Source organism: Sporosarcina sp. 6E9 (assembly GCF_017921835.1).
Classification (GTDB): Bacteria; Bacillota; Bacilli; order Bacillales_A; family Planococcaceae; genus Sporosarcina.
This window is the reverse complement of record NZ_JAGEMN010000005.1, coordinates 24,231-48,439: the sequence shown is the minus strand read 5'-3', so window position 1 is coordinate 48,439 and position 24,209 is coordinate 24,231. Positions and strand designations below refer to the sequence as shown.

25 protein-coding genes are annotated in these 24,209 nt (G+C 43.6%); 21 read left to right on the top strand and 4 right to left on the bottom strand.

What is annotated here, in order from left to right:
• The 4 genes from J4G36_RS15735 (at position 1) to kynA (ending at position 3,094) form a co-directional block, all read left to right on the top strand.
• On the top strand, positions 1-255 hold the full coding sequence (locus tag J4G36_RS15735) for a hypothetical protein (RefSeq protein ID WP_210471350.1): 255 nt from the start codon (positions 1-3) through the stop codon (positions 253-255).
• A 112-nt stretch (positions 256-367) separates the two neighbouring features.
• Positions 368-1,639, top strand: coding sequence for a kynureninase (gene kynU, locus J4G36_RS15730; RefSeq protein ID WP_210471349.1), 1,272 nt, complete (start codon positions 368-370; stop codon positions 1,637-1,639).
• Entirely contained in the window at positions 1,636-2,283 is a 648-nt protein-coding gene (kynB, locus tag J4G36_RS15725; protein ID WP_210471348.1) for an arylformamidase, read from the top strand. Before kynU ends, kynB begins: the two co-directional genes overlap by 4 nt.
• The gene (gene kynA, locus J4G36_RS15720) at positions 2,276-3,094 is read left to right on the top strand and encodes a tryptophan 2,3-dioxygenase (protein WP_210471347.1); all 819 of its coding nucleotides are present in this window, start codon (positions 2,276-2,278) and stop codon (positions 3,092-3,094) included. Before kynB ends, kynA begins: the two co-directional genes overlap by 8 nt.
• A gap of 36 nt (positions 3,095-3,130) precedes the next feature.
• Here kynA and J4G36_RS15715 read toward each other — a convergent pair whose 3' ends face one another.
• Entirely contained in the window at positions 3,131-5,152 is a 2,022-nt protein-coding gene (locus tag J4G36_RS15715) for a metallophosphoesterase family protein (RefSeq protein WP_210471346.1), read from the bottom strand.
• A 108-nt stretch (positions 5,153-5,260) separates the two neighbouring features.
• Between J4G36_RS15715 and J4G36_RS15710 the strand changes: the two genes are divergently transcribed.
• The 5 genes from J4G36_RS15710 (at position 5,261) to J4G36_RS15690 (ending at position 8,933) form a co-directional block, all read left to right on the top strand.
• Positions 5,261-5,422: a hypothetical protein gene (locus J4G36_RS15710; protein ID WP_210471345.1), complete on the top strand. Its 162-nt coding sequence runs from the start codon at positions 5,261-5,263 to the stop codon at positions 5,420-5,422.
• A 73-nt stretch (positions 5,423-5,495) separates the two neighbouring features.
• Positions 5,496-5,942 carry a hypothetical protein gene (locus J4G36_RS15705; RefSeq protein WP_210471344.1) on the top strand — a complete coding sequence of 149 codons (447 nt, stop codon included), beginning with the start codon at positions 5,496-5,498 and terminating at the stop codon, positions 5,940-5,942.
• A 131-nt stretch (positions 5,943-6,073) separates the two neighbouring features.
• Complete coding sequence (locus J4G36_RS15700) at positions 6,074-6,964, top strand: D-alanyl-D-alanine carboxypeptidase family protein (protein ID WP_210471343.1); 891 nt, start codon at positions 6,074-6,076, stop codon at positions 6,962-6,964.
• Between the two features lie 74 nt (positions 6,965-7,038).
• Complete coding sequence (locus J4G36_RS15695) at positions 7,039-8,349, top strand: D-serine ammonia-lyase (protein WP_210471342.1); 1,311 nt, start codon at positions 7,039-7,041, stop codon at positions 8,347-8,349.
• Between the two features lie 59 nt (positions 8,350-8,408).
• Entirely contained in the window at positions 8,409-8,933 is a 525-nt protein-coding gene (locus J4G36_RS15690; RefSeq protein WP_210471341.1) for a GrpB family protein, read from the top strand.
• A 257-nt stretch (positions 8,934-9,190) separates the two neighbouring features.
• Here the strand turns inward: J4G36_RS15690 and J4G36_RS15685 are convergent, their stop codons facing one another.
• Positions 9,191-9,925 carry a YqcI/YcgG family protein gene (locus tag J4G36_RS15685; protein WP_210471340.1) on the bottom strand — a complete coding sequence of 245 codons (735 nt, stop codon included), beginning with the start codon at positions 9,923-9,925 and terminating at the stop codon, positions 9,191-9,193.
• A 153-nt stretch (positions 9,926-10,078) separates the two neighbouring features.
• Here J4G36_RS15685 and J4G36_RS15680 point away from each other — a divergent pair, with 153 nt between their 5' ends.
• From J4G36_RS15680 to J4G36_RS15645, 8 genes are all read left to right on the top strand, one after another.
• The gene (locus J4G36_RS15680) at positions 10,079-10,939 is read left to right on the top strand and encodes a dimethylarginine dimethylaminohydrolase family protein (protein WP_210471339.1); all 861 of its coding nucleotides are present in this window, start codon (positions 10,079-10,081) and stop codon (positions 10,937-10,939) included.
• Between the two features lie 238 nt (positions 10,940-11,177).
• Positions 11,178-12,764: an L-lactate permease gene (locus tag J4G36_RS15675; RefSeq protein ID WP_210471457.1), complete on the top strand. Its 1,587-nt coding sequence runs from the start codon at positions 11,178-11,180 to the stop codon at positions 12,762-12,764.
• 84 nt (positions 12,765-12,848) lie between these two features.
• A complete protein-coding gene (locus tag J4G36_RS15670) occupies positions 12,849-13,565 on the top strand; it encodes a FadR/GntR family transcriptional regulator (RefSeq protein ID WP_210471338.1) in 717 nt (238 codons plus the stop codon).
• A gap of 14 nt (positions 13,566-13,579) precedes the next feature.
• Positions 13,580-14,299, top strand: coding sequence for a (Fe-S)-binding protein (locus J4G36_RS15665; protein WP_210471337.1), 720 nt, complete (start codon positions 13,580-13,582; stop codon positions 14,297-14,299).
• Positions 14,300-14,312: 13 nt separating this feature from the next.
• Positions 14,313-15,737: a LutB/LldF family L-lactate oxidation iron-sulfur protein gene (locus tag J4G36_RS15660; RefSeq protein WP_210471336.1), complete on the top strand. Its 1,425-nt coding sequence runs from the start codon at positions 14,313-14,315 to the stop codon at positions 15,735-15,737.
• Positions 15,734-16,444 (top strand): LutC/YkgG family protein, encoded by a 711-nt coding sequence (locus J4G36_RS15655; protein ID WP_210471335.1) that lies wholly within the window; start codon positions 15,734-15,736, stop codon positions 16,442-16,444. The genes J4G36_RS15660 and J4G36_RS15655 overlap by 4 nt, the downstream gene beginning before the upstream one ends.
• 13 nt (positions 16,445-16,457) lie before the next feature.
• Entirely contained in the window at positions 16,458-17,864 is a 1,407-nt protein-coding gene (gene glcD, locus J4G36_RS15650) for a glycolate oxidase subunit GlcD (protein WP_210471334.1), read from the top strand.
• Between the two features lies 1 nt (position 17,865).
• On the top strand, positions 17,866-19,200 hold the full coding sequence (locus tag J4G36_RS15645) for a (Fe-S)-binding protein (RefSeq protein WP_210471333.1): 1,335 nt from the start codon (positions 17,866-17,868) through the stop codon (positions 19,198-19,200).
• 44 nt (positions 19,201-19,244) lie between these two features.
• Here J4G36_RS15645 and J4G36_RS18720 read toward each other — a convergent pair whose 3' ends face one another.
• A complete protein-coding gene (locus tag J4G36_RS18720) occupies positions 19,245-19,367 on the bottom strand; it encodes a hypothetical protein (RefSeq protein ID WP_256439607.1) in 123 nt (40 codons plus the stop codon).
• A gap of 372 nt (positions 19,368-19,739) precedes the next feature.
• Between J4G36_RS18720 and J4G36_RS15640 the strand changes: the two genes are divergently transcribed.
• Genes J4G36_RS15640 through J4G36_RS15625 form a run of 4 tightly spaced genes read left to right on the top strand, consistent with a single transcriptional unit; the run spans position 19,740 to position 23,115 of the window.
• The gene (locus tag J4G36_RS15640; protein ID WP_210471332.1) at positions 19,740-20,510 is read left to right on the top strand and encodes a 3-hydroxyacyl-CoA dehydrogenase; all 771 of its coding nucleotides are present in this window, start codon (positions 19,740-19,742) and stop codon (positions 20,508-20,510) included.
• A 34-nt stretch (positions 20,511-20,544) separates the two neighbouring features.
• Entirely contained in the window at positions 20,545-21,693 is a 1,149-nt protein-coding gene (locus tag J4G36_RS15635; protein WP_210471331.1) for a thiolase family protein, read from the top strand.
• Between the two features lie 24 nt (positions 21,694-21,717).
• Positions 21,718-22,878, top strand: coding sequence for a CaiB/BaiF CoA transferase family protein (locus tag J4G36_RS15630; protein WP_210471456.1), 1,161 nt, complete (start codon positions 21,718-21,720; stop codon positions 22,876-22,878).
• Between the two features lie 42 nt (positions 22,879-22,920).
• Positions 22,921-23,115 carry a hypothetical protein gene (locus J4G36_RS15625; protein ID WP_210471330.1) on the top strand — a complete coding sequence of 65 codons (195 nt, stop codon included), beginning with the start codon at positions 22,921-22,923 and terminating at the stop codon, positions 23,113-23,115.
• 53 nt (positions 23,116-23,168) lie between these two features.
• On the opposite strand, the gene J4G36_RS15620 is transcribed toward J4G36_RS15625, so the two are convergent.
• Positions 23,169-24,167, bottom strand: a complete 999-nt coding sequence (locus J4G36_RS15620; RefSeq protein ID WP_210471329.1) for a DMT family transporter — start codon at positions 24,165-24,167, stop codon at positions 23,169-23,171.
• Positions 24,168-24,209: the final 42 nt, after the last annotated feature.

The following is a 24,209-nucleotide window of genomic DNA, read 5'->3' as shown; positions in this document are numbered from 1 at the left end:
ATGGTGGTGCTAGAAATTATTCGTTGGGTGGCTTTGGGTGTATTTCTGATTTTCTTTTATCTGAGCGAATTCAAGAAAAAGAAAGAATACAATACGCCAGCACAGTTAGCGATATTGATCGGAGTACTTTTACACGGGATTGTAAGAGAGTGGCATCCTGTTTTAAAAGTCGTCGTTATCCTAGGCGCATTAATTGGTCTCATTGTCACAGTTTTGGGAATGTTTAAAGAACGAAAAAGTGGGTATTCTAGTTAGTCAATGCAGGTGGAGGTGGAACGCACACTTCTGTCTGTATTTTTTTGTGCGCAATTTATATGATTAGTGATATGATTTCAATAAGAGAGATAATTATACGGGGGTATGTAAATTGAAACTGACATCGCTTGACTACGCACGAAGTCTTGATCAGAAAGATGAGCTGTCCAATCTTCAAGAAGAGTTCTATTTACAAGAAGACATCATATATATGGATGGAAATTCATTGGGGCTTTTATCGAAACGAGCAGAAGGTAAGTTGCTAGATTTGCTTCATTCGTGGAAAACGTTTGGGATTGACGGTTGGACAGAAGGGGATCATCCGTGGTTCTATTTATCAGAATCGGTTGGTGAAAAAATGGCGCCGCTTGTTGGAGGTTTGAAAAACGAAGTGATTGCGACGGGATCCACCACGACGAATTTGCACCAACTCGCCGCGACTTTTTATAAGCCATCTGGACATAAAACCAAAATCCTCGCAGATGAACTGAATTTCCCTTCAGATATATATGCCTTAAAAAGTCAGTTGGCGTTAAAAGGGTACGATCCTGAAGAACATCTTGTGCGTGTGAAAAGTCGAGAGGGACGTTTTTTAGCGGAAGACGATATCATCGAAGCGATGACAGACGACATTGCGCTAATCGTCTTGCCGTCAGTGTTGTACCGAAGCGGACAAATTCTCGATATGAAACGATTAACGGCTGCAGCGAATGAACGAGGAATTCCAATCGGGTTCGATTTATGCCATTCAGTCGGCGCAATTGAACATTCCCTTCATGATTGGGGCGCAGACTTTGCGTTCTGGTGCACGTATAAACATTTGAACGGTGGACCGGGTTCTGTTGGCGGATTGTTCGTTCACGAGAAAAACTTTGGAAACGTGCCGGGACTTTCCGGCTGGTTCGGTTCTAAAAAAGAATCGCAGTTTGACATGGATCACCAGATGGATCCAGCACTAGATGCGGGTGCTTTTCAAATCGGCACACCGCATGTCCTCAGTTTGGCGCCTATTATTGGCGCGCTCGAACTGTTTGAAGAAGTCGGGATCAAGCGTGTGCGTGAAAAATCGCTTCAATTGACGAACTACCTGATGGAATTAATACGTATAGAACTTGATGGTGAGGGGTTTACAATTGGAAGTCCAGTTGATGAAACGCGCGGCGGTCATATTTTGCTTGAACATAAGGAAGCAGCCCGAATTTGCAGTGCATTAAAAGAAGTCGGCGTAATTCCGGATTTTCGAGCGCCAAATGGCGTTCGGCTGGCACCTGTTGCGCTTTATAATTCATTTGAAGATGTTTGGCATACAGTCCAGAAACTGAAAAATATAATGGATGAAAAACGCTATGAGAAATTCGAGAACAAAAGGGGCGTTGTTGCATGACGAAGGAATGGATTGATATTTCTCAACCGCTTCAAAATGGCATTGCCGAATGGCCAGGAGACACGCCGTTTACTTACGAAGTAGCGTTTAAGAAGGCTGACACGGGGTCGGTGAATATCGGGAAAATGACGACAAGCATGCATATGGGGACGCATATCGACGCACCCTTTCATTTTGACAACGATGGCTTGAAAGTGCTTGATCTGCCACTAGATGTGTATATCGGCCGAGCAAGAGTCATTGACGTTACAGGACACGAAAGTATTGGCCAGGCGGAATTGGAAAACATCGATTTCGGCGGTGCGAAACGGATTTTATTGAAAACGGGGCGTCGCTCAAGTTTTTCTGTTTTTCCGGAAGTCTTCCCTTATTTACGTGCGGATATTGGCCCATTGTTAAAAGCACGCGGCGTTCGTCTTATTGGTGTGGATACGCCGTCGGTCGATCCGGAAACGAGCAAAGTATTGGATGCCCATCATTCGTTAAACAATCATGGTGTGATGATTTTGGAAAATATCGTACTAGAAACTGTCGAGCCAGGCGATTACCAATTAATTGCGCTGCCACTTCCGTTAGCGGATGCTGACGGTAGTCCAGTCCGTGCAGTCTTAAAACCGATTGAAGGAGTGCGTGAAAATGGATGACAAAGGAATTTACATGGATTTTAAAGAACAGATGACGTACGGCGAGTATTTGAATCTCGACAAAGTGTTATCCAGTCAGACACGACTTTCCGGGCATCACGATGAGATGTTATTTATTGTCATTCACCAAGTGAGTGAACTATGGATGAAACTCATTTTGCACGAACTTCATGCTGCAATCGAGTCCATTGAAAAGGATGAGTTGCCTGAAGCGTTTAAAATGCTTGCGCGGGTTTCGCGCATTCAAACGCAAATCATTCAAGCTTGGGACGTTTTGGCGACGTTAACGCCGGCGGAATACATGGAGTTTCGAGATAGTTTAGGCCGCGCATCTGGTTTCCAATCCTACCAAAATAGACTGATTGAATTCGCGCTAGGCTTTAAGCAACCGCATATCTTGAAAATCTATGAGAAAGACCCAAAACTTGCCGAAGAACTTGAAGCGGCCTTTAAAGCGCCGAGTATTTACGATGTATCGATTCAGGCACTCGCGAAAGCTGGATTTTCTATTAACCCGGAGTTATTAAATCGAGACTTTTCAATCACGTACAAAGGAGATTCATCTGTCGCGGCTGCTTGGTTGGAAGTTTACCAAAATGTAGAAGGATATTGGGATTTATATCAACTCGCCGAGAAGTTGGTCGACATTGAAGATAGCCATCAACAATGGCGTTTTCGTCATATGAAAACGGTGGAACGAATTATTGGATTTAAAAAAGGGACTGGTGGTTCAGCGGGCGTGAGCTATTTGAAATCGGTCCTCGATCATCAGTTTTTTCCCGAACTATGGGGTGTAAGGACAAATTTATAAGTGAAAAACTCCGCCGATTATATGGCGGAGTTTTGTTTAATCTTTATACTTTTTAGTCTGTATTTTTTCGTCTTTTATTTGAAGCAAGGAATTTTCAATCGTTCCGTTTATGATTGATAAAAGCCCGATATTGTTTTTCGTCTCAACAATGGAGCCTTTGTTTGTCGATAAATAACGGAGTTCTTCTTGCCATTCCGGGCAACTATTTCCATTGCACCCTTCGTTCACGATGGTGAATGAATCATCGCAGTGCCGTAAAATCTTTTTCCTTTTGCGTTTTTGCGTATTCCACCAAAGTGCGGACTTCATCAGAAAACCCCAGGCTCCGGTAAAACTCATATTATTTGATGGGCTGCTCGTAAACTGGATTATTTCCATAGTCCGCCCGTTTTTGGATTTGACTTGAGACTTTACCGCAGAAGCGTAATGAACGTCCCCAGACAAAATGATGCATTGGGAAGGTCGCCATTTAAAAATATAGCGGATAAAATCGCTGAACCCTCTTCCGTTATATTTCCAAGCTTCAAAATCGAGCATTTCATGAACAGGTATGCCAATGGCTCGTAGGGGATAGACATAGGCGTGAAGCACTGATTCAATCAAGCCCATGCCGTACAACGGCGTTGGCGAAATAATAATTAAAGGGTCTCTCCTTTTCCAACCCGACAAAGAAAGCGTTCTAGCTATCAATCGCCAACCTTTCGGACCAATCAATCTTGGTGCTTGAACATTTTCCTTGAACATCCAACCGACTTTCACAGGTTGCGGCGCGTCATCAAAGGACCGCATTGTCCGTGTATCGAGAAATAGCGCAGCGGGTTTGGTCGGCGCGACAAAATGCCAATGCCTAAATGTCCAAAGCTGTCGGAACCACTCTTCATAAGCGGGTGTGCCGGCAACGAACCTGTCTAAATGATTTTCCATCGACTGTAGGAACGCCTCCTCGAACCGTTGTGGTTCATTGCCCCAGCCTTGAAAAGCCCAGTAGGCACATAATCCGTTTGCAATTACGTGTTTGCCTAAAGGTGACCGCGAAACACGATCATTCCATTTGCGAGATAAATTCCAATCATCCGTGACATCGTGGTCATCGAAAATCATATACGTTGGCACGTTCGCTAGTAGTCTGCGAACCTGGTGCAGATTTCCGATGGTTTGAAGTAGGTCCTCCGTTTGCCGATTATATCTTTTCTCGCATTTTGCCATTTCGGTATCATCATTGGGGAAGAAAAAGTGATAATTTCCTTTTTCCACGACTTCCTCAAATGTTGGAATATAAGCCGTTTCCCATAAACCAGGCCCCCATGACAATAGATACATTGCGGCATACTCACCAAATGTCATTAAATGATTGCTCATACTAGCTGATGTAAACTGACAAAACTGTTCCATGCCGAATTGACGACCGTTCACTTTCTGCATTAATTCATTAAAAGGATAGTCGGCCAGACGGGCTTCTACTTGCACTAAATTTTCATCTTCAATTGCGAGGCCTTCCACAACTGATTGAATCACCGGGAAAAGTGGATCCGCCACATCATCCGCATAGATTTGATCGCCAAGTAAAAATAGCGAACTCGGTCGATTTCCCAAGTTTCTGGGTGCGTTCCAAATCGTTTTATCCCCGGCTACAAGTGAATCACCACCCTTACCGTGTAATTTTCTACATGATGCATAAAGGAAGTTGGAAGTGGTATTCGCGGGAATGAAAAAGGATGGGTAAGGAATATCGTCATAGGCGATGGACAGTTTTTCATTGTCGGAAATTAAACCAAGGCTCGTTAAGTCGTGGATGTCATCCTCGTCTTTGAAATGAAGGTTATAGCCGAGTAAAGTGTCCTTGGGGAAAGACCCGGCAATTTCTACGAGGTGAATGATTAGGTTTTTCCCTGCGCGAATTGAGGTTGTATTTGTTAGTACGGGTAATGTAAGCCGTTCGTTAATCATATAAATGGCTGCATCAATCTCGAAGGGGCGACTGGTCGCAATCCAAATTGTGACCGATTTCGTGTCTACTCTTCGTAATATTGGGCCAGCTAGAATTGTTGCTAATTCCATCGAATTCACCACCAATTTTAACTTATTACAGTAGTGTATTCGGATTGGATGACGGGGGTGTGTGAAAAGAGTTATGCTAAAATTAGTTATGAATAGGGGGAGTTAGACGTGACTTGGTTATTGATCATTGTATTTGCGATAGTGGCTGAATTAATTATTCGATATTTGACGCGGGGGATGAAAGATAAGAGGAAACGTGAGAAGATGTTATCTCTTTTATGGGTGGGTTTTGGGGTCATCCTAATTTTGATTTGGTTTGTTATGAGATAGTAAGAGACTATGGCCGTTGAGTTCCACTCCAATCAACTAGCTTCAATAGGAACAGTAGAGAGGTTTGAATTAATTGATTAATGTATATCCATTGGTTGAAGAAACTGGTAAAGTTGAATGTAATGGATTATGGAAATTAATCAATCTATTCTTAGGAGAGTTTGTCATGAAAGAATATCGTGTTTCTATATTTTCTGTAACACTAAGTGTATTAACTCTTCTATTATTATTGGCAACTTTTTTTCTTCAATATGAAAATTTATTTATCACTCGTATTATTACACTTGTTTTTGGAGTCGTATATTTAGTGATTGAATTTAATAAAGCATATTTTTCGAAAAAGAAACGGATGTTTAATACTTTAACTGTGGTTATGATTATTGCTTCGATCGTAAGTCTTATAATCGATGATTCATCGGCGAATGGCCTGCTCTCTGAAAAAGCTTTTTTAATCCCTATATTTATTTTAGTTCTAATTCGTAGTCATTATAATGAATTATATGATAAGAGCAAATCATGAAAAGTTCCTTTTCGTTCAACTGAAAGGGGCTTTTCTTATTTCTTAAGAAATTCTTCATGAATTAACTGGGAGTTTCTTCAGTTTCATCGGTTATGGTAGGGGTAACGAATAATTGAAGAGGTGTGTTGAATATGAAAAGGTTTTTATTTATTGCGCTCTTATTAATCATTAGCCTGACATTTGTTTTCAAAAATAATAACTCGACGACTGAAGCCCATGAATTTGGTGTGGGTGCTGAAGCGATTATTTTAATCGACGCGGAAACGGGGAAGGTTTTGTACGAGGAAAATAGTACTGCATCGCTGCCAATCGCGAGTATGTCGAAAATGATGACACAATATTTGGTGTTGAATGCGATTCAAAATGGTTCATTGTATTGGGATAGCGACTACAGTCCGAGTGAGTATGTTCGTGAAATGACCAGCGAATCGGTTGTTGTGAGATTGGGGATGGCAAATAACCGTACATATACCGTGAAAGAGCTTTTTACTGCGATGACCGTGAGTTCCGCAAATGACGCAGCAATTGCGCTTGCTGAAATGGTGAGCGGATCTGAAGAGGCTTTTGTTACGCTCATGAATGAGCAAGCAAAGGCTTTTAAGCTTAAGAAGACAACCTTTTATAACGCGAGTGGCCTTGATGGAGATTATGTTGGAAAAAGTAAGGACGAAACAAACCTTTCTTCTGCGAAAGACGTTTCAATGATTGCTCAGAAATTGATTGCCAACCATCCAGAAGTACTTGATTTCACGTACATAACGAATTTCACAACGACTGATGGCACTCAGCTTTGGAGTACGAATTCAATGTTGCCTGGCATGCCGATGGCGGTGCAGGGAATAGACGGCTTGAAGACAGGTTATACGGAAATGGCCGGACCTTGTTTTGCAAGCACGGGCGTTTTCGACGGGCGGCGCATTATTTCTGTCGTGATGGATGTTGAGGCAAGCGGAAATGATAAGACAAATCCCAAGTTTCAACTGACTGAAGAGCTGATTGCTCAATTTGTTTTGAATCAATAAATAGCCGGAACAAGATTGCAAATCGCTCAGAATGGTATACTAATCATAGATCATTCTGAAAAGGGAGCGAGACCATGAGCGCAATCGATACGAATAAGTGGAAAGAAAAGTTGCCGCTAATCGGGAACATCATGAACGAGGAAGAAGTCTTTTGGGAAAATCCCTTGCTGGAAACAACTGAAAAAGGACTTAACAAGGTGACTGTGACGGCAGCGGATGTGAAAGATGCTTCCGAACGATTAAAACGTTTTGCCCCATATATTCAACTTGTTTTTCCTGAAACTAAAGTATCGAACGGGATTCTTGAATCGCCGTTGACTGCGATACCAAACATGAAAAAAGAACTTGAACAGAAGTACGGGGTGAAGATTCCAGGCGAACTGCTGTTAAAACAAGATAACGCAATGCCGATATCAGGTTCCATTAAATCGCGCGGCGGGATATATGAAGTGCTTAAACATGCAGAAACCCTTGCATTAGAAAACGGACTGCTAACAAAAGAAGATGACTACGCGATAATGGCAGGACAGGAATTCAAAGACTTATTTGCAAAACATAAAATCGCTGTTGGTTCTACGGGAAATCTTGGCCTGAGCATCGGAATTATGAGCGCGAAACTCGGATTCAACGTGACGGTTCATATGTCCGCGGACGCAAAGCAGTGGAAGAAGAATCTGCTACGCGAAAAAGGCGTCATTGTTGTCGAGTATCCTGATGATTTCAGTGTTGCGATTAATGAAGGGCGTCGACTGGCAGAAGCGGATCCGACATGTTATTTTATCGATGATGAAAACTCCTATGATTTATTTTTCGGTTACGCGGTTGCGGGTGAGCGTATTGCCTCCCAATTGAAAGAAAGCGGAACTATCGTCGATGATGAGAATCCGTTATTTGTTTACTTGCCTTGTGGAGTCGGCGGGAGTCCCGGCGGTGTAGCATTCGGGTTGAAGCTTATATTCGGCGACAATGTGCAATGTTTTTTCGCGGAACCAACGCACTCACCGTCTGTCCTGTTGGGAATGATGACAAGACTGCACGAAAAAGTTTCTGTTCAAGACTTCGGCCTCAGTAATTTGACGGCGGCAGATGGCCTTGCGGTAGGCAGACCTTCACACCACGCGGGTAAAACGATGGAGCCGTTATTGTCCGGGATATATACTGTTCAAGATGAAGAACTTTTCAAGCTTTTAAAAACGCTCGTAGATTCAGAAGGCATTCAACTCGAACCTTCTGCATTGGCGGGAATGATTGGACCTGTAAATGCGATTCGGGGAAATAGTGAGGATGCTAATTCACCAAATGCGACGCATATCGTCTGGGCAACGGGTGGCGGCATGGTGCCGCAAGCCGAAATGGATCTGTATTATAAGATGGGCGGAAAATAATTTAGCGCATTTCCCGGGAAATCGACAAAAATAGACAAAGGAATTGGGGGAGTTCCAAAGTGATTTTAGGATTGGGAAAAGGGGAAATAAAATTAGTTGAACCGCAAGTTGGCTGGGAAGATGAATTCTTAAAAACGCAACAGGAAATCCATAAAGCTACTAGTATAGACGTTAATCGCATTGAACATATAGGCAGCACGTCAATCAAAGGGATTAAAGCAAAACCAATGATAGATGTTGCGATAGGTGTCGATGATATAAATAATATTCCTTCCCACATTTTTAAAAGTCTACAAGAAATTAGTTTTTATCGACTTCGTGTCGTGCTAGAAAATGAAATCGTCTTAGCCAAATTCGATAATAATGAGACGTTTGATGTCAAAACGCATATTATTCACATGGTGGATTATCAAGGTGGAAAGTGGAATGATTTAATTTCATTCCGAGATAAACTTAATGCTTCACAGGCGTTGAGAGAAGAATATGAGAAAGTAAAGTCAAGTTTTATTCAGCATGAATCCGGGAATATGGATGATTATACGAATTATAAAGAGCAATTCATTTTAGGGGTATTAAAAGCTTGAAATAAAATGGGCTAAAACCAATCAACGGTTTTAGTCTTTTTTTACGTTAGATGCTCACAGATTTAAATGAAAAACTTCCTACTCCGCAGGTACAAAGTACCGACTTGCAAGCAAATCTGTTTAAGTGCAAGCAAATGCCGCAACTGTGCAAGCAAACCATGGTCAACTGCAAGCAAAACCCAGCGGAGTGCAAGCAAACCGTCCCCAACTGCAAGCAAATCACCCCCAACAAAAAAGCCGCCCATCTCAGACGGCTTTCACTTCATTTCCTTATGCAAAAACGGACATATTCCAATGATAGGTTCACTATCATCTCCGATAAAAAATTGCTTCCATTCATTATGCGTAGGGTCGCCAAAATGACTGATGTCTGGGTGTTTCGGTAATTGATCCCACACTTCGACGCGTGCGCGCACTTTTTCCCGTGACATGATCCCGCCTTTTTCCGTGCCTTTTAAGCCTTCGAAGATTTTTCGTGGTTGGAAACCGATGACCATAGAATTTCCCAAATGCCGGGTTTTTCGCTGTTTGTAAGCCGGCGCATTGCCGAATGCGAATATCGGCTCACCGTGGAATCGGAAATCCCATAAATAATGTTCCGGGTCGCGCGGGCTATCCGCCGGCCACTCGACTTCATCAGAATCATGCAAATATTGCAAGATGTCCCAAAATTGTTTCCGGTAGTCTTCAATAGATCCCTCGGCCTCGAATGGTTCGACAAAAACGAAAAGCCCATGCCTTTTATGCTTCGGATTATCAAAAAGGGCTAAGAATGATGTTAAGATATTCGGTAAATTTGACCAATCGTCTTGTGTCACATAGCCGTATCGCAATTCGCCGCCTAATTCTCCAGCCATGCCAAAGTAGCAAGGAAACGTTTTATCGGTCACGATATTATGAAACGTTTGATATTCATTGATCAGCCAATCGGGTAAATCATCTCTCGTTTCGAAGTCCTTTTTTTCGAGTAACTCCTTACCTCTATTAATCATAATCTGCCTCCAATACATAAGTATACTTCGCTGTTATTTTATTAGTACCCATGGAGCCGAAAATGAAACGATTTCGGCGTAATGTGTTTGGAAATTAAAGAATAGGGAATTCCTATAAATGGACAAATATAAATTAATCGGAGGAAACTCAAAATGAAACCCCCACAAGAAGCTGAACCGAATACATCTACAGGCTGTCGTAGCGAATATGACACGTTACAACGCGTGATTGTTTGCGAGCCGAAGTATATGGAAATTCAAGAAGTAATCAATGAGGTTCAGGAACAATATAAAGATGAGAATATAAATAAAAACATTGCTAAAAAACAACATCAGGCATTTATCGAAAAACTGGAAGAGCACGATATCGAAGTCATTCGATTACCGGCATCGGAACAATTTCCGGAACAAGTTTTTACACGCGATATCGGTTTTACGTTAGGCGATGATATCTTCATTGCTGAAATGGGAAGCGAGATTCGCGAGGGTGAAGAAAAAACGCTTGAAAAGTGGTTGCAATCTACGAATACATTATATAATAAACTGCGCACGAACAAAATAGAAGGCGGCGACGTCATTATTGACCGTCAAACTGTATTTGTTGGAATTAGTAGCCGAACGAGTATGGATGCGGTTCGCAAGTTGTCAGAAAAACTTCCTGATCATGAAGTGATGCCAATTCCATTTAACGAAAAGTACTTGCACTTGGATTGTGTATTTAACATTCTTTCACCAAGTGTCGCGCTCATTTTCCCGAAGGCATTGGACGAAGAAACAATTCATATGCTTGCTGACAGATATACGCTGATCGAAGTTTCCGAAGAAGAACAATTTTCGTTGGGCACGAATGTCCTTTCAATAGGGGATAAAAAAGTGTTCAGCTTGCCTCAAAATACGGATGTGAATAAGAAAATTAGAGACTTCGGTTTCAATGTCATCGAAGTCGACTTTTCCGAAATTATCAAGTCAGGCGGATCCTTTAGGTGTTGCTCGATGCCAGTCGAGAGAGAATAAAGAATGACAACCTCACTGAGAAGTGGGGTTTTTTTCGCCTGAAATAATTTCCGACCATGGATGTTAGAATTCACGAAAATAACAAAAAACATTGTCAGCGTTCCTAAATTGCGGTACACTAACAGTCAAATGTGAAAGCGATTACATGGATTACTTGAATAATCCTCCAAAGAGAGAGAGTTTTATTCTAAGTCATCAGATGACCTTACGACAGGGATTTGTAAAAGGGGGAATTGGTTTGTTATTACTTGTTGCACTTACAGCAATTATTGGACCGTTATTTTTTTTAGTCATCTTAAGAATGTCAGCGTTAAAAGGTATGTTTTTCAGTTCGATTATCGTCATTATATTAGGGTTCACGGTTTGGGGCATGGAAGGTAAAATCATTTTAGCGTCGATATTGCAAGGTGGACATAAGGCGTTAACCATTCTATTAATATTATTTGGAGCGGTTGTATTATTAAACACGCTTACGAATACAGGCGCGGTCGCGCGTATTAACCAAGGGTTTCAAAGTATTTCAGGTGATATGCGTGTGCAGGTCGTGATTGTTGCATTTTTATTTGGCGCTTTGATAGAAGGTGCTGCGGGATTTGGAACGCCTGCTGCAGTTGTGGGTCCATTGATGTTCGCGTTAGGGTTTCATCCGATGGCGGCGGCGGTTTTAGCTTTGATTGCAGATAGTTCTGCTGTCCCGTTTGGTGCAGTTGGGACCCCGGTCGTTGTGGGATTGAGTAATCTTCCGGGGGCTGACTTGGCGCTTTATCATGAAGTGGCGAAGAAAATAACGATGCTAGACTTTTTCGCCGGAACATTTATCCCGTTCATTCTAATAGTTATTTTAACTGTTTTATTCGGTAAAAAGAAAGGTTTGTCGGATGCAATCGCGTTATTGCCATGGGCACTCCTTATCGGAATTGGTTATACATCATCTGCGTTTTTATACGCAACACTTTTCGGTCCGGAGTTTGTGTCTATTTTAGCCTCGTTAACAGGGTTAATTCTTGCGGCGGGAACGGCAAAAGCTGGTTTTCTAATGCCGAAGACAGAATGGAAGGATGCGCTACGCGACGGGTTTGAATTAAAAACGGAAAAGTCGAAAATGAGTTTACTGACAGCCTGGTCTCCGTACCTTGTTGTCGTCGGATTATTGTTGTTGACGCGAATTGTTCCGGCAATTAAAGACTTTGCTCAATCTGCAGTCGATTTAACTTGGCGCAATGTCATTGGTGTCGAGGGTGTGACATCGGGATGGGAAGTTTTATATTCGCCGGGGACGATTCTTGTATTAGCAGCAATTCTAGCGGTTCTTATCCAACGAAAATCGTTTAGCAGCTTTACAAAAGCGAGTAAAGATTCATTAATCTCGATTAAGACTGCAAGTTTCGCGTTATTATTCACACTTGCTTTAGTGCAAGTCTTTACGAATTCTGGGATGAACGTGAACGATCTAATCAGTATGCCGCAATATATTGCAGAAGCATTGGCGAGTACTTTCGGTCCTGTATGGGTTTTTGTGGCACCGTTCCTTGGGGCATTGGGTGCGTTCATCACAGGAAGTGCAACCGTATCGACTTTGACCTTTTCACCGGTTCAGTTTAGTATCGCTCAGCAAACCGGACTGAGTACAAATGTGATCTTAGCAGGTCAAATAATCGGGGCTGCTGCGGGGAATATGATTTGTGTCCATAACGTTGTAGCTGCTTCGGCTGTCGTTGGGTTGTCGGGGAAAGAAGGGGATATTATACGAAAGACAATTATCCCTTCCTTACTTTATTGTATATTGGCGGGAGTAGGCGGGTTTGTCATTCTTTGGTTCATGTGATGAATCCAATCGTCTCTTTCAATATGCGTTTCTATCCAGTAAAGTTTAAAGTAGGAATAGTTTGCTAGATTGGGAGAGAAAATTATGGGAAACAGACGTATCCAAATAAAGAAAATATATGAAGAAGTTGCAGACGCACTGATAAACATGATAAAAAATGGCGAGTTAAAGCCTGGCGATAAAATAGATTCCGTAGAGCAATTAGCTAAAAGTTTTGATGTGAGTCGTTCAGCGGTTAGAGAAGCGTTGAGTGGTTTGCGGGCGATGGGATTAGTGGTTATGCGGCAAGGCGAAGGGACATATATCACGCAATTTGATGCTTCGAACTTTGCTTTGCCTGTGAATGCAGGCTTATTAATGAAAAGAGATGACATCAAAGAATTATATGAGGTACGTAAAATTCTTGAAGCAGGGGCCGCGAGATCAGCAGCACGCTATCATAATGAGGAAGATTTAATCCCGCTTAAAGAAGCGATTGAAGCGATGAAACAAGCACAATTAAATGGTGAAATTGGTGAAGACGCGGATATGCGCTTTCACATGGCGATTGCGAATGCCACACATAATGATATTCTCATTCATTTAATGCGGTCAGTCTCTGAAGTGATGGTCAGTGTATTAAAAGAGACGCGAGAAGTGTTAATTTATACGGAGCAAAAAACGGTTTCGCTCATTAACGAACACCAAATGATTTATGACGCGATTAAAGCGAGAGAGCCAGAAGAGGCTTACCAATGTATGTTGGTCCATTTAACGAATGTTGAAAAGTCATTGGAAAAGTATATGAAGTTTAGAGAATAGTAGGGGTGAACGAGATGAAAGTTTCTTTGTTTATAACATGTATGGCGGATATTATGACGTCGAATGTTGGAAAAGACACGGTCGAAGTGTTGGAACGGTTTGGATGCGAAGTCGATTTTCCAGATACGCAAACCTGTTGCGGTCAACCAGCTTATAATAGCGGGTATTTGGAAAACACGAAAAAAACCATGAAACATATGATGAAGGTTTTCCGGGATTCAGAATATGTTGTCGGGCCGTCTGGTTCTTGTGTCGCGATGTTACGAGGCTATGAGGCAATCTTCCGTGGTGATCCTGAATGGGAAGAAGAAGCGAGAAAGCTTGCTGCAAAAACATTTGAACTGACACAGTTTTTAGTGGATGTGTTGGGAATAGTCGATGTCGGTTCCACGTTCAAAGGAAGAGTGACGTATCATCCATCTTGTCATATGACGCGTATTTTAGGTGTGAAAGAAGCGCCTGTTCAATTGCTACAACATGTCGAAGGCGTCGACCTCGTTGAACTGCCGCATGGTGAAGATTGTTGTGGATTTGGTGGGACGTTTGCTGTTAAAAATTCGGTGATTTCCGGGCAAATGGTTCAGGAAAAAGCGGATCATGTCATGGAAACAGAAGCGGAGTATTTGGTCGGCGGAGATATGGCTTGTTTGATGAATATCGGAGGACGCTTATCAAGAGAAGGACGAAATGTGAAAGTCGTTCATCTTGCTGAAATATTAAATACGGTGAAGTGAAGGGGTGATTTAGATGGGTATACGTATCGGAAATCCTTCCTTTGAAACGAGAGTTCAAGAAGGAATCGAAAATGATTTTATGTTGAATTCAGTTGCTACTGCCCAAGGTCGATTCAGAGGTCGACGAGGGATTGCGGCGGATGAATTAGGAAACTGGGAAGATTGGCGCAGTCTAGGAGAAGAAATACGTTCGCATACGTTGGAAAACATTGATTACTACTTGCAACAATTGAGCGATAATGTTTCAAAGCGCGGCGGGCATGTGTTTTTCGCTGAAACTGCGGATGAGGCCAATGAATATATTAAAGAAGTGATAAAAAAGAAGAACGGCAAAAAAGTCGTGAAGTCCAAATCGATGGTGACAGAAGAAATTGGTTTAAACAAAGCGTTGGAAGAAGCCGGTTCGGAAGTCATTGAAACGGACTTGGGTGAATGGATTTTACAATTAGAAGGTGATGTACCGTCCCATATTGTAGCACCAGCAATCCATTTGAATAGAGACCAAATAAAAGATACCTTTACCAATAAAAGAGGCTATGATAAATCGAATACGCCTGAGGAACTTGGTTTATTTGCACGTGAAGAATTAAGAAAAGACTTTTTGTCGGCTGATATCGGGATTACGGGTTGTAACTTTGCAGTAGCTGAATCAGGTGCGGTCACGTTCGTGACGAATGAAGGAAACGCGCGTCTGGCGACGACGTTACCTGATACGCAAATTTCCGTTATGGGGCTTGAACGAATCGTACCAACATGGGAAGAGTTAGATGTGTTAGTGAGTTTGTTAACAAGGTCTGCGGTTGGTCAAAAACTTACGAGCTACATTACAGGAATTACTGGTACGCGTTTGGCAGGCGAAATTGATGGACCTGAAGAGTTCCATTTAGTCATCGTTGATAACGGTAGATCTAAAATTTTAGGCACTGAATTCCAATCGGCGCTACACTGTATTCGTTGTGCGGCTTGCATTAACGTGTGCCCGGTGTATCGACATATCGGTGGTCATGCATACGGTTCGATTTATCCGGGTCCGATTGGCGCGGTTTTAACGCCTTTATTGGATGGCTATGAAAATCATAAAGAGCTTCCGCATGCGTCTACGTTGTGTGCTGCATGTACGGATGTATGTCCTGTGAAAATCCCGCTCCATGAGCAGTTAATTCGCCATCGGGAGATTATGGTTGAGAAAAATATGGCACCGACGTCTGAAAAGATTGCGATGAATGGTTTTGTGAAGTGGTCAACCCACCCAGCTGCTTATAAACTAAGTTCGAAGTTGGCGCGTACGGCATTAAAACCGTGGACGAAGGATGAAACGATTACAAATGGTCCTGGTCCATTGAAAAATTGGACAGCGCAGCGCGATTTTCCTGCTCCTAGTCAACAAACGTTTCGTTCGTGGTTTAAAGAACGTGAAAAAGGAGGCAAATCGAAATGACCATTCAAAATCGTGATCGTTTTTTAGATAACTTGGCCAATACGCTTGGAAGACCCCGCAGAACGACAGGCGTGGAGAGACCGAAATGGAGTCTCAGTGCACAGTGGGACGTTTACGCCGGGTTTTCGCAAGATGAATTGGTCGATGTGTTGGCGGAACAATGCAAAGTCATTCATACGAATTTCAAACGGACGGATTTTGCTGGATTATCGGACGTGCTCAAATCGACGATAAAAGCGCATGATGGAAACAAAGTGCTCGCGGCGAATGACCGCCGGAATAAAGAATACGGTTTGGACGTTGTTTTTGACGACCTTAAACAAGAAGGCGTCGACGTTCGCCTGTGGGATTCGGCAATCGGAACAGAAAACCAAGTGTTCGCTGAGCAAGCCGATATCGGAATTACGTTTAGTGAAATCACGCTCGCGGAATCCGGCACGATTACGTTGTTTAACGACAAGGACAATGGGCGTTCGATTAGTTTGCTTCCGAGAGTTCATGTTGTTGTCATTCCGAAAAGCACACTCGTTCCGCGGATGACGCAAGCGGTGAAACAAATCCATGAAGCGAATAAAAGAGGGCGTGAAGTTGCGTCATGTGTTAGTTTTATCTCAGGGCCGAGTAATAGCGCGGACATAGAGATGAACCTCATTGTCGGTGTACATGGACCTGTAGAAGCTACATATATTGTTGTGGACGACAAATAGAAGGAGAATGACAATGATCTCTGAAACTATAAAATCACAGTTTGAAGAATTTGTTGGCAAAGAAAATGTCGAGGACGATCAGGCGACGTTGCTTGCCTACTCATACGACGCGACGCCCGGATTTCAGGCGATGCCTCATTGCATTATTTCGCCTAGAAATGCGCATGAAGTCGCCGCAGTGGTCAAGCTTTGCAACGAACATAAAATACCCATTGTTCCAAGAGGATCCGGTACGAATTTAAGCGCAGGCACAACGCCATTGCAAGGCGGGGTTGTTCTGCTATTTAAACATATGGATAGAATCATAGAAATAGATGAAGAGAATTTAACGATGACGGTTCAACCGGGGGTCATCACTTCTCATATTATCGCTGCCGCTGAAGAAAAAGGCTTGTTTTATCCTCCAGATCCAGGGTCCATGCATATATCAACAATCGGCGGCAATATTAGCGAAAATGCCGGCGGGTTGCGCGGGTTAAAATACGGTGTGACAAGAGATTATGTCATGGGGCTAGAAATTGTATTGCCGAATGGTGAAATCATTCAAACAGGCGGTAAGTTGGCCAAAGACGTTGCAGGCTATGATTTGACGAGATTATTTGTTGGTTCGGAGGGAACGCTCGGTGTCGTGACGGCCGCGACGTTGAAATTAATTCCAAAGCCGGAAACGAAGCGGACGATGCTTGCGCTCTTTGATGACTTGGAAACGTCGGCTGAAGCCGTTTCAGCGATTATCGCAAATCGTATTATCCCGGCAACGCTAGAATTTTTAGATCAACAAACAGTGAGAGTCGTTGAAGACTTCGCGCAAATCGGTCTCCCGACGGATGTAGGTGCGGTATTGTTAATCGAGCAAGATGGACCACCGGAAGTAGTCGAGCGAGATATGGCAAGAATCGAAGAAATTTGTAGGTTGACCAATGCCGTTGATGTGCAAGTGGCGCAAACAGATGCAGAAGCCGAAGCATTAACAAGCGCGAGACGGACGGCGTTATCTGCGCTATCCAGAGTGAAGCCAACAACGATTCTTGAAGATGCAACGGTCCCACGTTCTAGAATCGCAGAAATGGTACGTGAAATCGAAGCGATCGCCGAAAAGTATCAGCTTACGATTTGCACATTTGGACATGCAGGGGACGGGAATCTTCACCCAACCTGTTTGACGGATGCGCGAAATGAAGAAGAGATGGCGCTTGTGGAAAAAGCATTTGAAGAAATCTTTCATAAAGCAATCGAACTCGGGGGAACAATTACCGGGGAACATGGTGTCGGTGCGATGAAATTACCTTATTTGCATTTGAAAATAGGGGAGGCTGGGGTCGATGTGTTGCGTGGTATAAAAAACGCAATTGACCCGAACCACATTATGAACCCGGGTAAGGTATTCTCGGAGTCCGAACGCAATCGGGTGGTGATTTGAGATGATGAGCACGAAGGAGAAAGAACGAATTCAGCAAAGTTTTAAAGAGAAAATGGATTACAATGAACTGATGAATTGTACGCGCTGCGGTTTTTGCCTACCCAGCTGTCCGACTTATATTGAATCTGGAAAGAAAGAGATTAATTCGCCGCGCGGAAGAATCGCCTTGATGAAAGGTGTCGTGGATGGACTCATTGAGCCGGATGAAGATGTTAAACGGTCGATCGATTTGTGTCTAGGATGCCGGGCATGCGAACCTGTTTGTCCATCAGGCGTAAACTTTGGTCATTTACTCGAGCAAGCGCGGGATGCCATTTACCAAACGAACAACCAATCACTTCCAGAAAAAGCGATGCGAAGTATCTTCTTTAATAATCTATTTCCATATCATAACCGAATGATTGGTGCAGTCGGCTTGCTTGGATTTTACCAACGCTCGGGTCTTCAAAAAGTGACAAGGTCAGTCGGTATTTTAAACTTATTCCCGGAAACGATGCGCACGATGGAAAAAGTGTTGCCTGCCGTTCCTAAGAAAAAGGATATGAAACAAAGACAACGTCATTTTGCGCCACTTCGAGAACAAAAGAAAAATGTCGCTTTTTTCTCAGGTTGTTTAATGGATACGATTTTCATGTCCACCAATGATTCAACGACAAAGCTATTGCAATTTGCAGGTTGCGAAATCGTCGTACCGGAAACGCAGGGCTGTTGCGGTGCATTGCACGGGCATAGCGGTGAGCAGGACCGAGCGAGAGAAATGGCCAAGCGCAATATCGAAGCGTTTGAAACGGCGAAAGTCGACTATATTATTACGAATGCCGGTGGTTGCGGCGCATTTCTAGTGGACTACGGACATCTTCTAAATGACGATCCTGAGTGGCGTGAGCGCGCACAAGCCTTTTCGGATAAAATCAAAGACATTACGAGTATTCTAGTCGAACTTGAATTCGATAAACTACCACTTCGACTCGATAATCAAATCGTCACGTATCAAGACTCTTGTCACTTGAAAAATGGCCAGAAAACATTTATCGAACCGCGTAAATTACTGCAGTCGATTGAAGGTGTTACATATGTTGAAATGCGTGACGCAGGACATTGTTGTGGGTCGGCGGGTATTTACAATATTGTAGAGTCAGAGATGTCGATGCAAATCTTAGATTATAAAATGGAACAAACGAAAAAGACCAACGCAAAAACCATTGTGACGACCAACCCCGGTTGTTTATTGCAAATGAAGCTGGGCATTGAACGCGAAGGATTGGCGGATCAAATGGACGCGGTTCATATCGTTGATTTGCTGGTAGAAGCTTATGAAAATGCTGAAAAAAGATAGAATATTGGAGCCCAAATTCTTTATGGAATTGGGCTTTTTTCTATTTAATCTGATGTTGTCCGCGCAATCTTTGATAATGTCCACTGAATTGGATAAAACGAACAATTATGTCCGCTCAATTCTGTATTATGTCCGCTCAAATGAAGGATGTCCGCGCAATCGCTCATGATGTCCTCCCAATCGGTTAAAATTGGTATTTATGTCCGCCCAATCACTTATGATCTACGCGCAATTTCTCAATTCCGCGGAATCAGTTCGGAAGTCCTCTCCTGGCCGCGTGAATTCCGCGCAATCGGCGAACTCCTCGCCCGCCAGATTGAACTCCTTCCAATCGTTTCTGAAGTCCTCGCTCGCCCCCGCGAATTCCGCGCACTCCATGAATTCCTCTCTAGTGCACTCGAAGTCCTCACCAGACCCGCCCAATTCCGCGCAATAAAAGTCAGCTCTCTTCAGATAATGAATTGCAATTCAGTAAATTAGTTGCTAGAATTATAGCGAGATAGAATTTTCAGAAAGTACCGTCAAAGGGGAGTGGGAAATTGGATATTCAAGATAAAGTGGCCGTTGTTACTGGGGGAGCTTCTGGATTAGGTCTGGGAACCGTCAGAAGTTTAGTTGAAAAAGGGGCTAAAGTGGTCATCTTCGATTTGAATGAAACCAAAGCAAATGAAGTGTGCGAAGAATTAGGGGAATATGTCGCGTACGCAAACGTAGATGTCACGAGTGAAACGTCAGTCGAAGCGGGCATCCAAACAGCAATGGATACTTTTGGCGCTGTTCATATATGCGTCAATTGTGCAGGCATCGCACCTCCGCAAAAAACAGTGGGGCGAGCGGGTGCGATGCCGTTAGAAAACTTTAAAAAAGTCATCGATGTGAACTTAATCGGGACGTTTAATACATTGAGACTGGCAGCGGAAGCGATGACGAAAAACGAACCGCTGACAGAAGATGGAGAACGGGGCGTCATTATTAATACGGCATCTGTTGCGGCCTTTGACGGGCAAATGGGGCAGGCGGCTTATGGCGCGAGTAAAGCGGGCGTGGCGGGCATGACGTTGCCGATTGCGCGAGATCTTTCATCCTATGGCATCCGCATTAATACGATTGCGCCGGGTTTATTCAGAACGCCGATGGCTGAAGGATTGCCGGAAAACGTTGTTGAGAAGCTCGAAGGAATGGTCGAATTTCCAAAACGATTGGGAACACCAGCAGAATATGCATCGACCGCCTTGTTTTTAATTGAAAACGGCTATGTAAACGGGGAAGTTATTCGGTTGGACGGCGGAATTCGGATGCAGCCGCGGTAAAGGGTTTAATTGATAAAAAGGGGTGGTACGTAAAATGACTGAAGTTGTTATTGTAGAAGGGATTCGCACAGCAGTTGGACGGAGAAAAGGCATGTTCGCGGGATACAGGCCAGATGAACTGGCGGCTGTCGTGCTTGATGGGCTAGTGGCGCGCGCCGGAATCGATAAGGGCGATGTGGAAGATGTCATTTTAGGATGTGTGACACAAATGGGCGAACAAGGAAATAATATCGCGAGAACTGCAGCGCTAATTGCTGGGTTCCCGATACATGTCCCGGGCGTCACGATTGACCGACAATGCGGATCAAGTCAACAAGCCGTCCATTTCGCATCTCAAGCGATTGCGTCGGGAGATATGGATATCGTCATCGCGGGCGGCGTTGAAAATATGACGCGCGTGCCGATGCTAGTAATGATGAAAGACATTAAGCCGAGCCTGAAGCTGACGGAAAAATACGAGATTATTAATCAAGGCCTGTCCTCAGAGCGTATGGTGGAAAAATGGGGGTTTTCACGGAAAGACTTGGATCGTTACTCGGCGGACAGCCACACAAAAGCATTTCATGCGATTGAACAAGGCCATTTCGAAAATGAAATTCTGCCGGTCGACGTTGAGCAAGAAGACGGATCCAGCACAACCGTTTCAATCGACGAAGGGCCGCGAGAAGGCACAACAGTGGAAGTGCTCGGCGGATTACATCCTGTCTTCGACGAAAACGGCGTCATCACTGCGGGGAACGCGAGCCAAATGAGTGACGGTGCGTCAGCAGTCCTGCTCATGTCACGTGAAAAAGCCGACGAACTCGGTTTGAAACCGAAAGCGCGAATTGTAGCAAGAAGCGTTGTTGGATCCGATCCGACGCTTATGTTGACAGGCCCGATTGAAGCTACGCGAAAAGTACTCGAAAAAGCCGGGCTGACAATCGACGATATGGACACGTACGAAGTCAATGAAGCATTTGCTCAAGTACCGCTTGCTTGGTTAAAAGACATCGGTGCAGATCCAGAGAAACTCAATCCAGACGGCGGTGCGATTGCGTTAGGCCACCCGCTCGGTGCAACGGGGACCAAACTATTAGTTACGCTTATGAACCGTCTAGAGCGCACGGGCGCCCGCTACGGATTACTCGCCATTTGTGAAGGTATGGGCATGGCAAACGCGACGATAATCGAGCGGATTTAATCGGTGAAGGGGGAGTGACTTGCAATCGGCATTTTATCAGGTATGAAAATTCTAGACTTTTCAACGTTATTACCCGGACCTTACGCAACGATGATGTTCGCAGATATGGGCGCTGATGTCTTGAAAGTAGAATCATCGACAAGACCTGATTTACTTAGCGGTATGCCAGCAACGCATCATCATTTAAATCGCTCCAAAAGCGCCATCGCCTTGGATCTGAAAAAGGAAGAATCGGTCGAAATCGTCAAGAAGTTGGTGCTCGACTACGATATCGTCATCGAACAATTTCGTCCAGGGGTGATGGAGCGTTTCGGTCTTGATTACGAAGCAATGAAACAAGTAAATCCGCGACTGATATATTGTTCATTAACGGGATTCGGTAAAACGGGACCTTATCGGAATCGACCGGGTCATGACAATAATTATTTAGCGTTGTCGGGCATGCTTGATTACTCAAGAAGAAAAGGTGAAAAACCAACAACAATGGGCATACAAATTGCAGACCTTGCAGGTGGATCGTTGCATGCTGTCATTGGCATATTAGCCGCGGCGCTTCACCGGGAAAAAACGGGGGAAGGGCAGCATATCGATATCAGCATGACCGACGCTTCTTTCGCATTGAACGCGATGTTCGGACCAGATTATCTGGTCAACGGCGTGGAACCGAAACCGGAGGGATTACTCCTAAACGGCGGCACCTTCTATGATTATTATGAAACAAAAGACGGTCGATACTTTTCGGTTGGAAGCCTGGAACCGCAATTTAGGCGCTTGCTATGCAAGGCGGTGCAAAAACCGGATTTACTCAGGTTTGCGATGAGCGAAAAACTGGAAGATCAGCATCGGTTTAAAGAAGAAATAAAAGCGTTATTCCTAGGCAAAGACTTTGAAGAATGGTTAGAGGTTTTCGATGATACGTTCGAAGGATGCGTGGAACCGGTATTAACGTTCGCTGAAGCATGCGAACATCCGCAACTGCGTGCACGAGGAATGATAACTGAAGTGCCGGATTCAGACGGTGGAGCACAAAAACAAATAGCTACGCCGCTTAAGTTTTCATCGGCAAAACCAGTTTACAGTCATGTTGGCCCTCAGCTTGGGGCGCATACTGAGGAAGTTTTATTGGCGCAGGGTTATACGAAAGCGCAAATTGAAGCGCTTCGTTTGAATGACGTGTTGCGTTAACCGCACTGGTAAATTAAATCTCACCGGACGAAAGGGGTACTAATGAATTATACATTGTTGAAAGATGTAAAGGCGATGTCGGGATTGATTTCAGCTATCGTATTGAGTGTTATTGGGATAGGACTTGCGATGAATGATAATAGTTACTGGGTCTTCTTCGTCGTTGTATCTTCAATAGTTCTAGCTTTTAGTATAGCTAGAGCAGACAGGCTATACAAAGAAGATAAAGGTAGATAGATTAAAAAAGCATCTTCCCCACGAGATTTCATTCGCGGATGAAGATGCTTTTATCATTTTGTTAAGTTAATTTGCAATAAAGAAAGAACTTCGCGCAATCTTCTTCTCCATACTTGAGGTGCCGTATTGTTCTGACGCATTCTTACGAAAATATTATTCGCAATCAACGAAAAAACAATAAATGCAGTTCCAATATAATCATAAGGCGTCAATGGACTCCCTTGGATAAATGAGATTGCAAGTGTTGTTACAGGTACAAAGTTAATGAACAGCAGCGCGTTTAACGGCGACAGAATCCCCACGCCAATATTCCATCCAAGCAATGCAATGAGTCCCGGGAAAATCGCCATAAATGCGATATGCGGGCTAACAATTTTGATGGTTTCCAGTGTCGGCACGGTTACATAACCGGTAAATGTACAAATAATCGTAACCACTGTTGCCACAGCTGTCCCAAGTAGACAACTTAATGTTGAAAAGCGTAGTGCAGACCAGCCGTCCTGGCTAAACTTACTCCCGCCCATCGTGTAAACAACCCAGCCAACAACCGCTATAAAGATAAGTAACGAAGGAATAATGTCACTCGTGGCAGTCAGGAATGATCCGAAATCGCCATTGGTAATGACGAGTGATACACCAACAAACGCGGTGAATACAAAGAATAGCGTAAGGCCATGTGGTCGATTTCTACTCAGTAGCCAAACGATAACAATGGAAATCATCGGCATTAATGATTCGTTGATCGATGCAATCATGACGCCTGGATCACCCAGTAGATCTTGCCCCCAGAAAATAAGTAAATTATATACGGCAAACGCCATCGTTCCAAAGAAGAACAAGGATAGCCCTTTCCCTTCAAAGCGAAAAGCTTGTTTACCTTCTTTCCATAGGAGAAGCACAACTAATATCACTGTAACTGATATGTAACGGAAAATCGTAAAATAAAACGGGTCGATATAATTGAACGCGTGATTCGCAACCGGAAACATCGCGCCCCAAGACACGCTCGCTATGAAGCACAAGAAAGCGCCCAGCAATACTTTGTTTTTCAATGGATCCCAAGTCTCCTTCATCTCTATCTCTGTATTCAATTA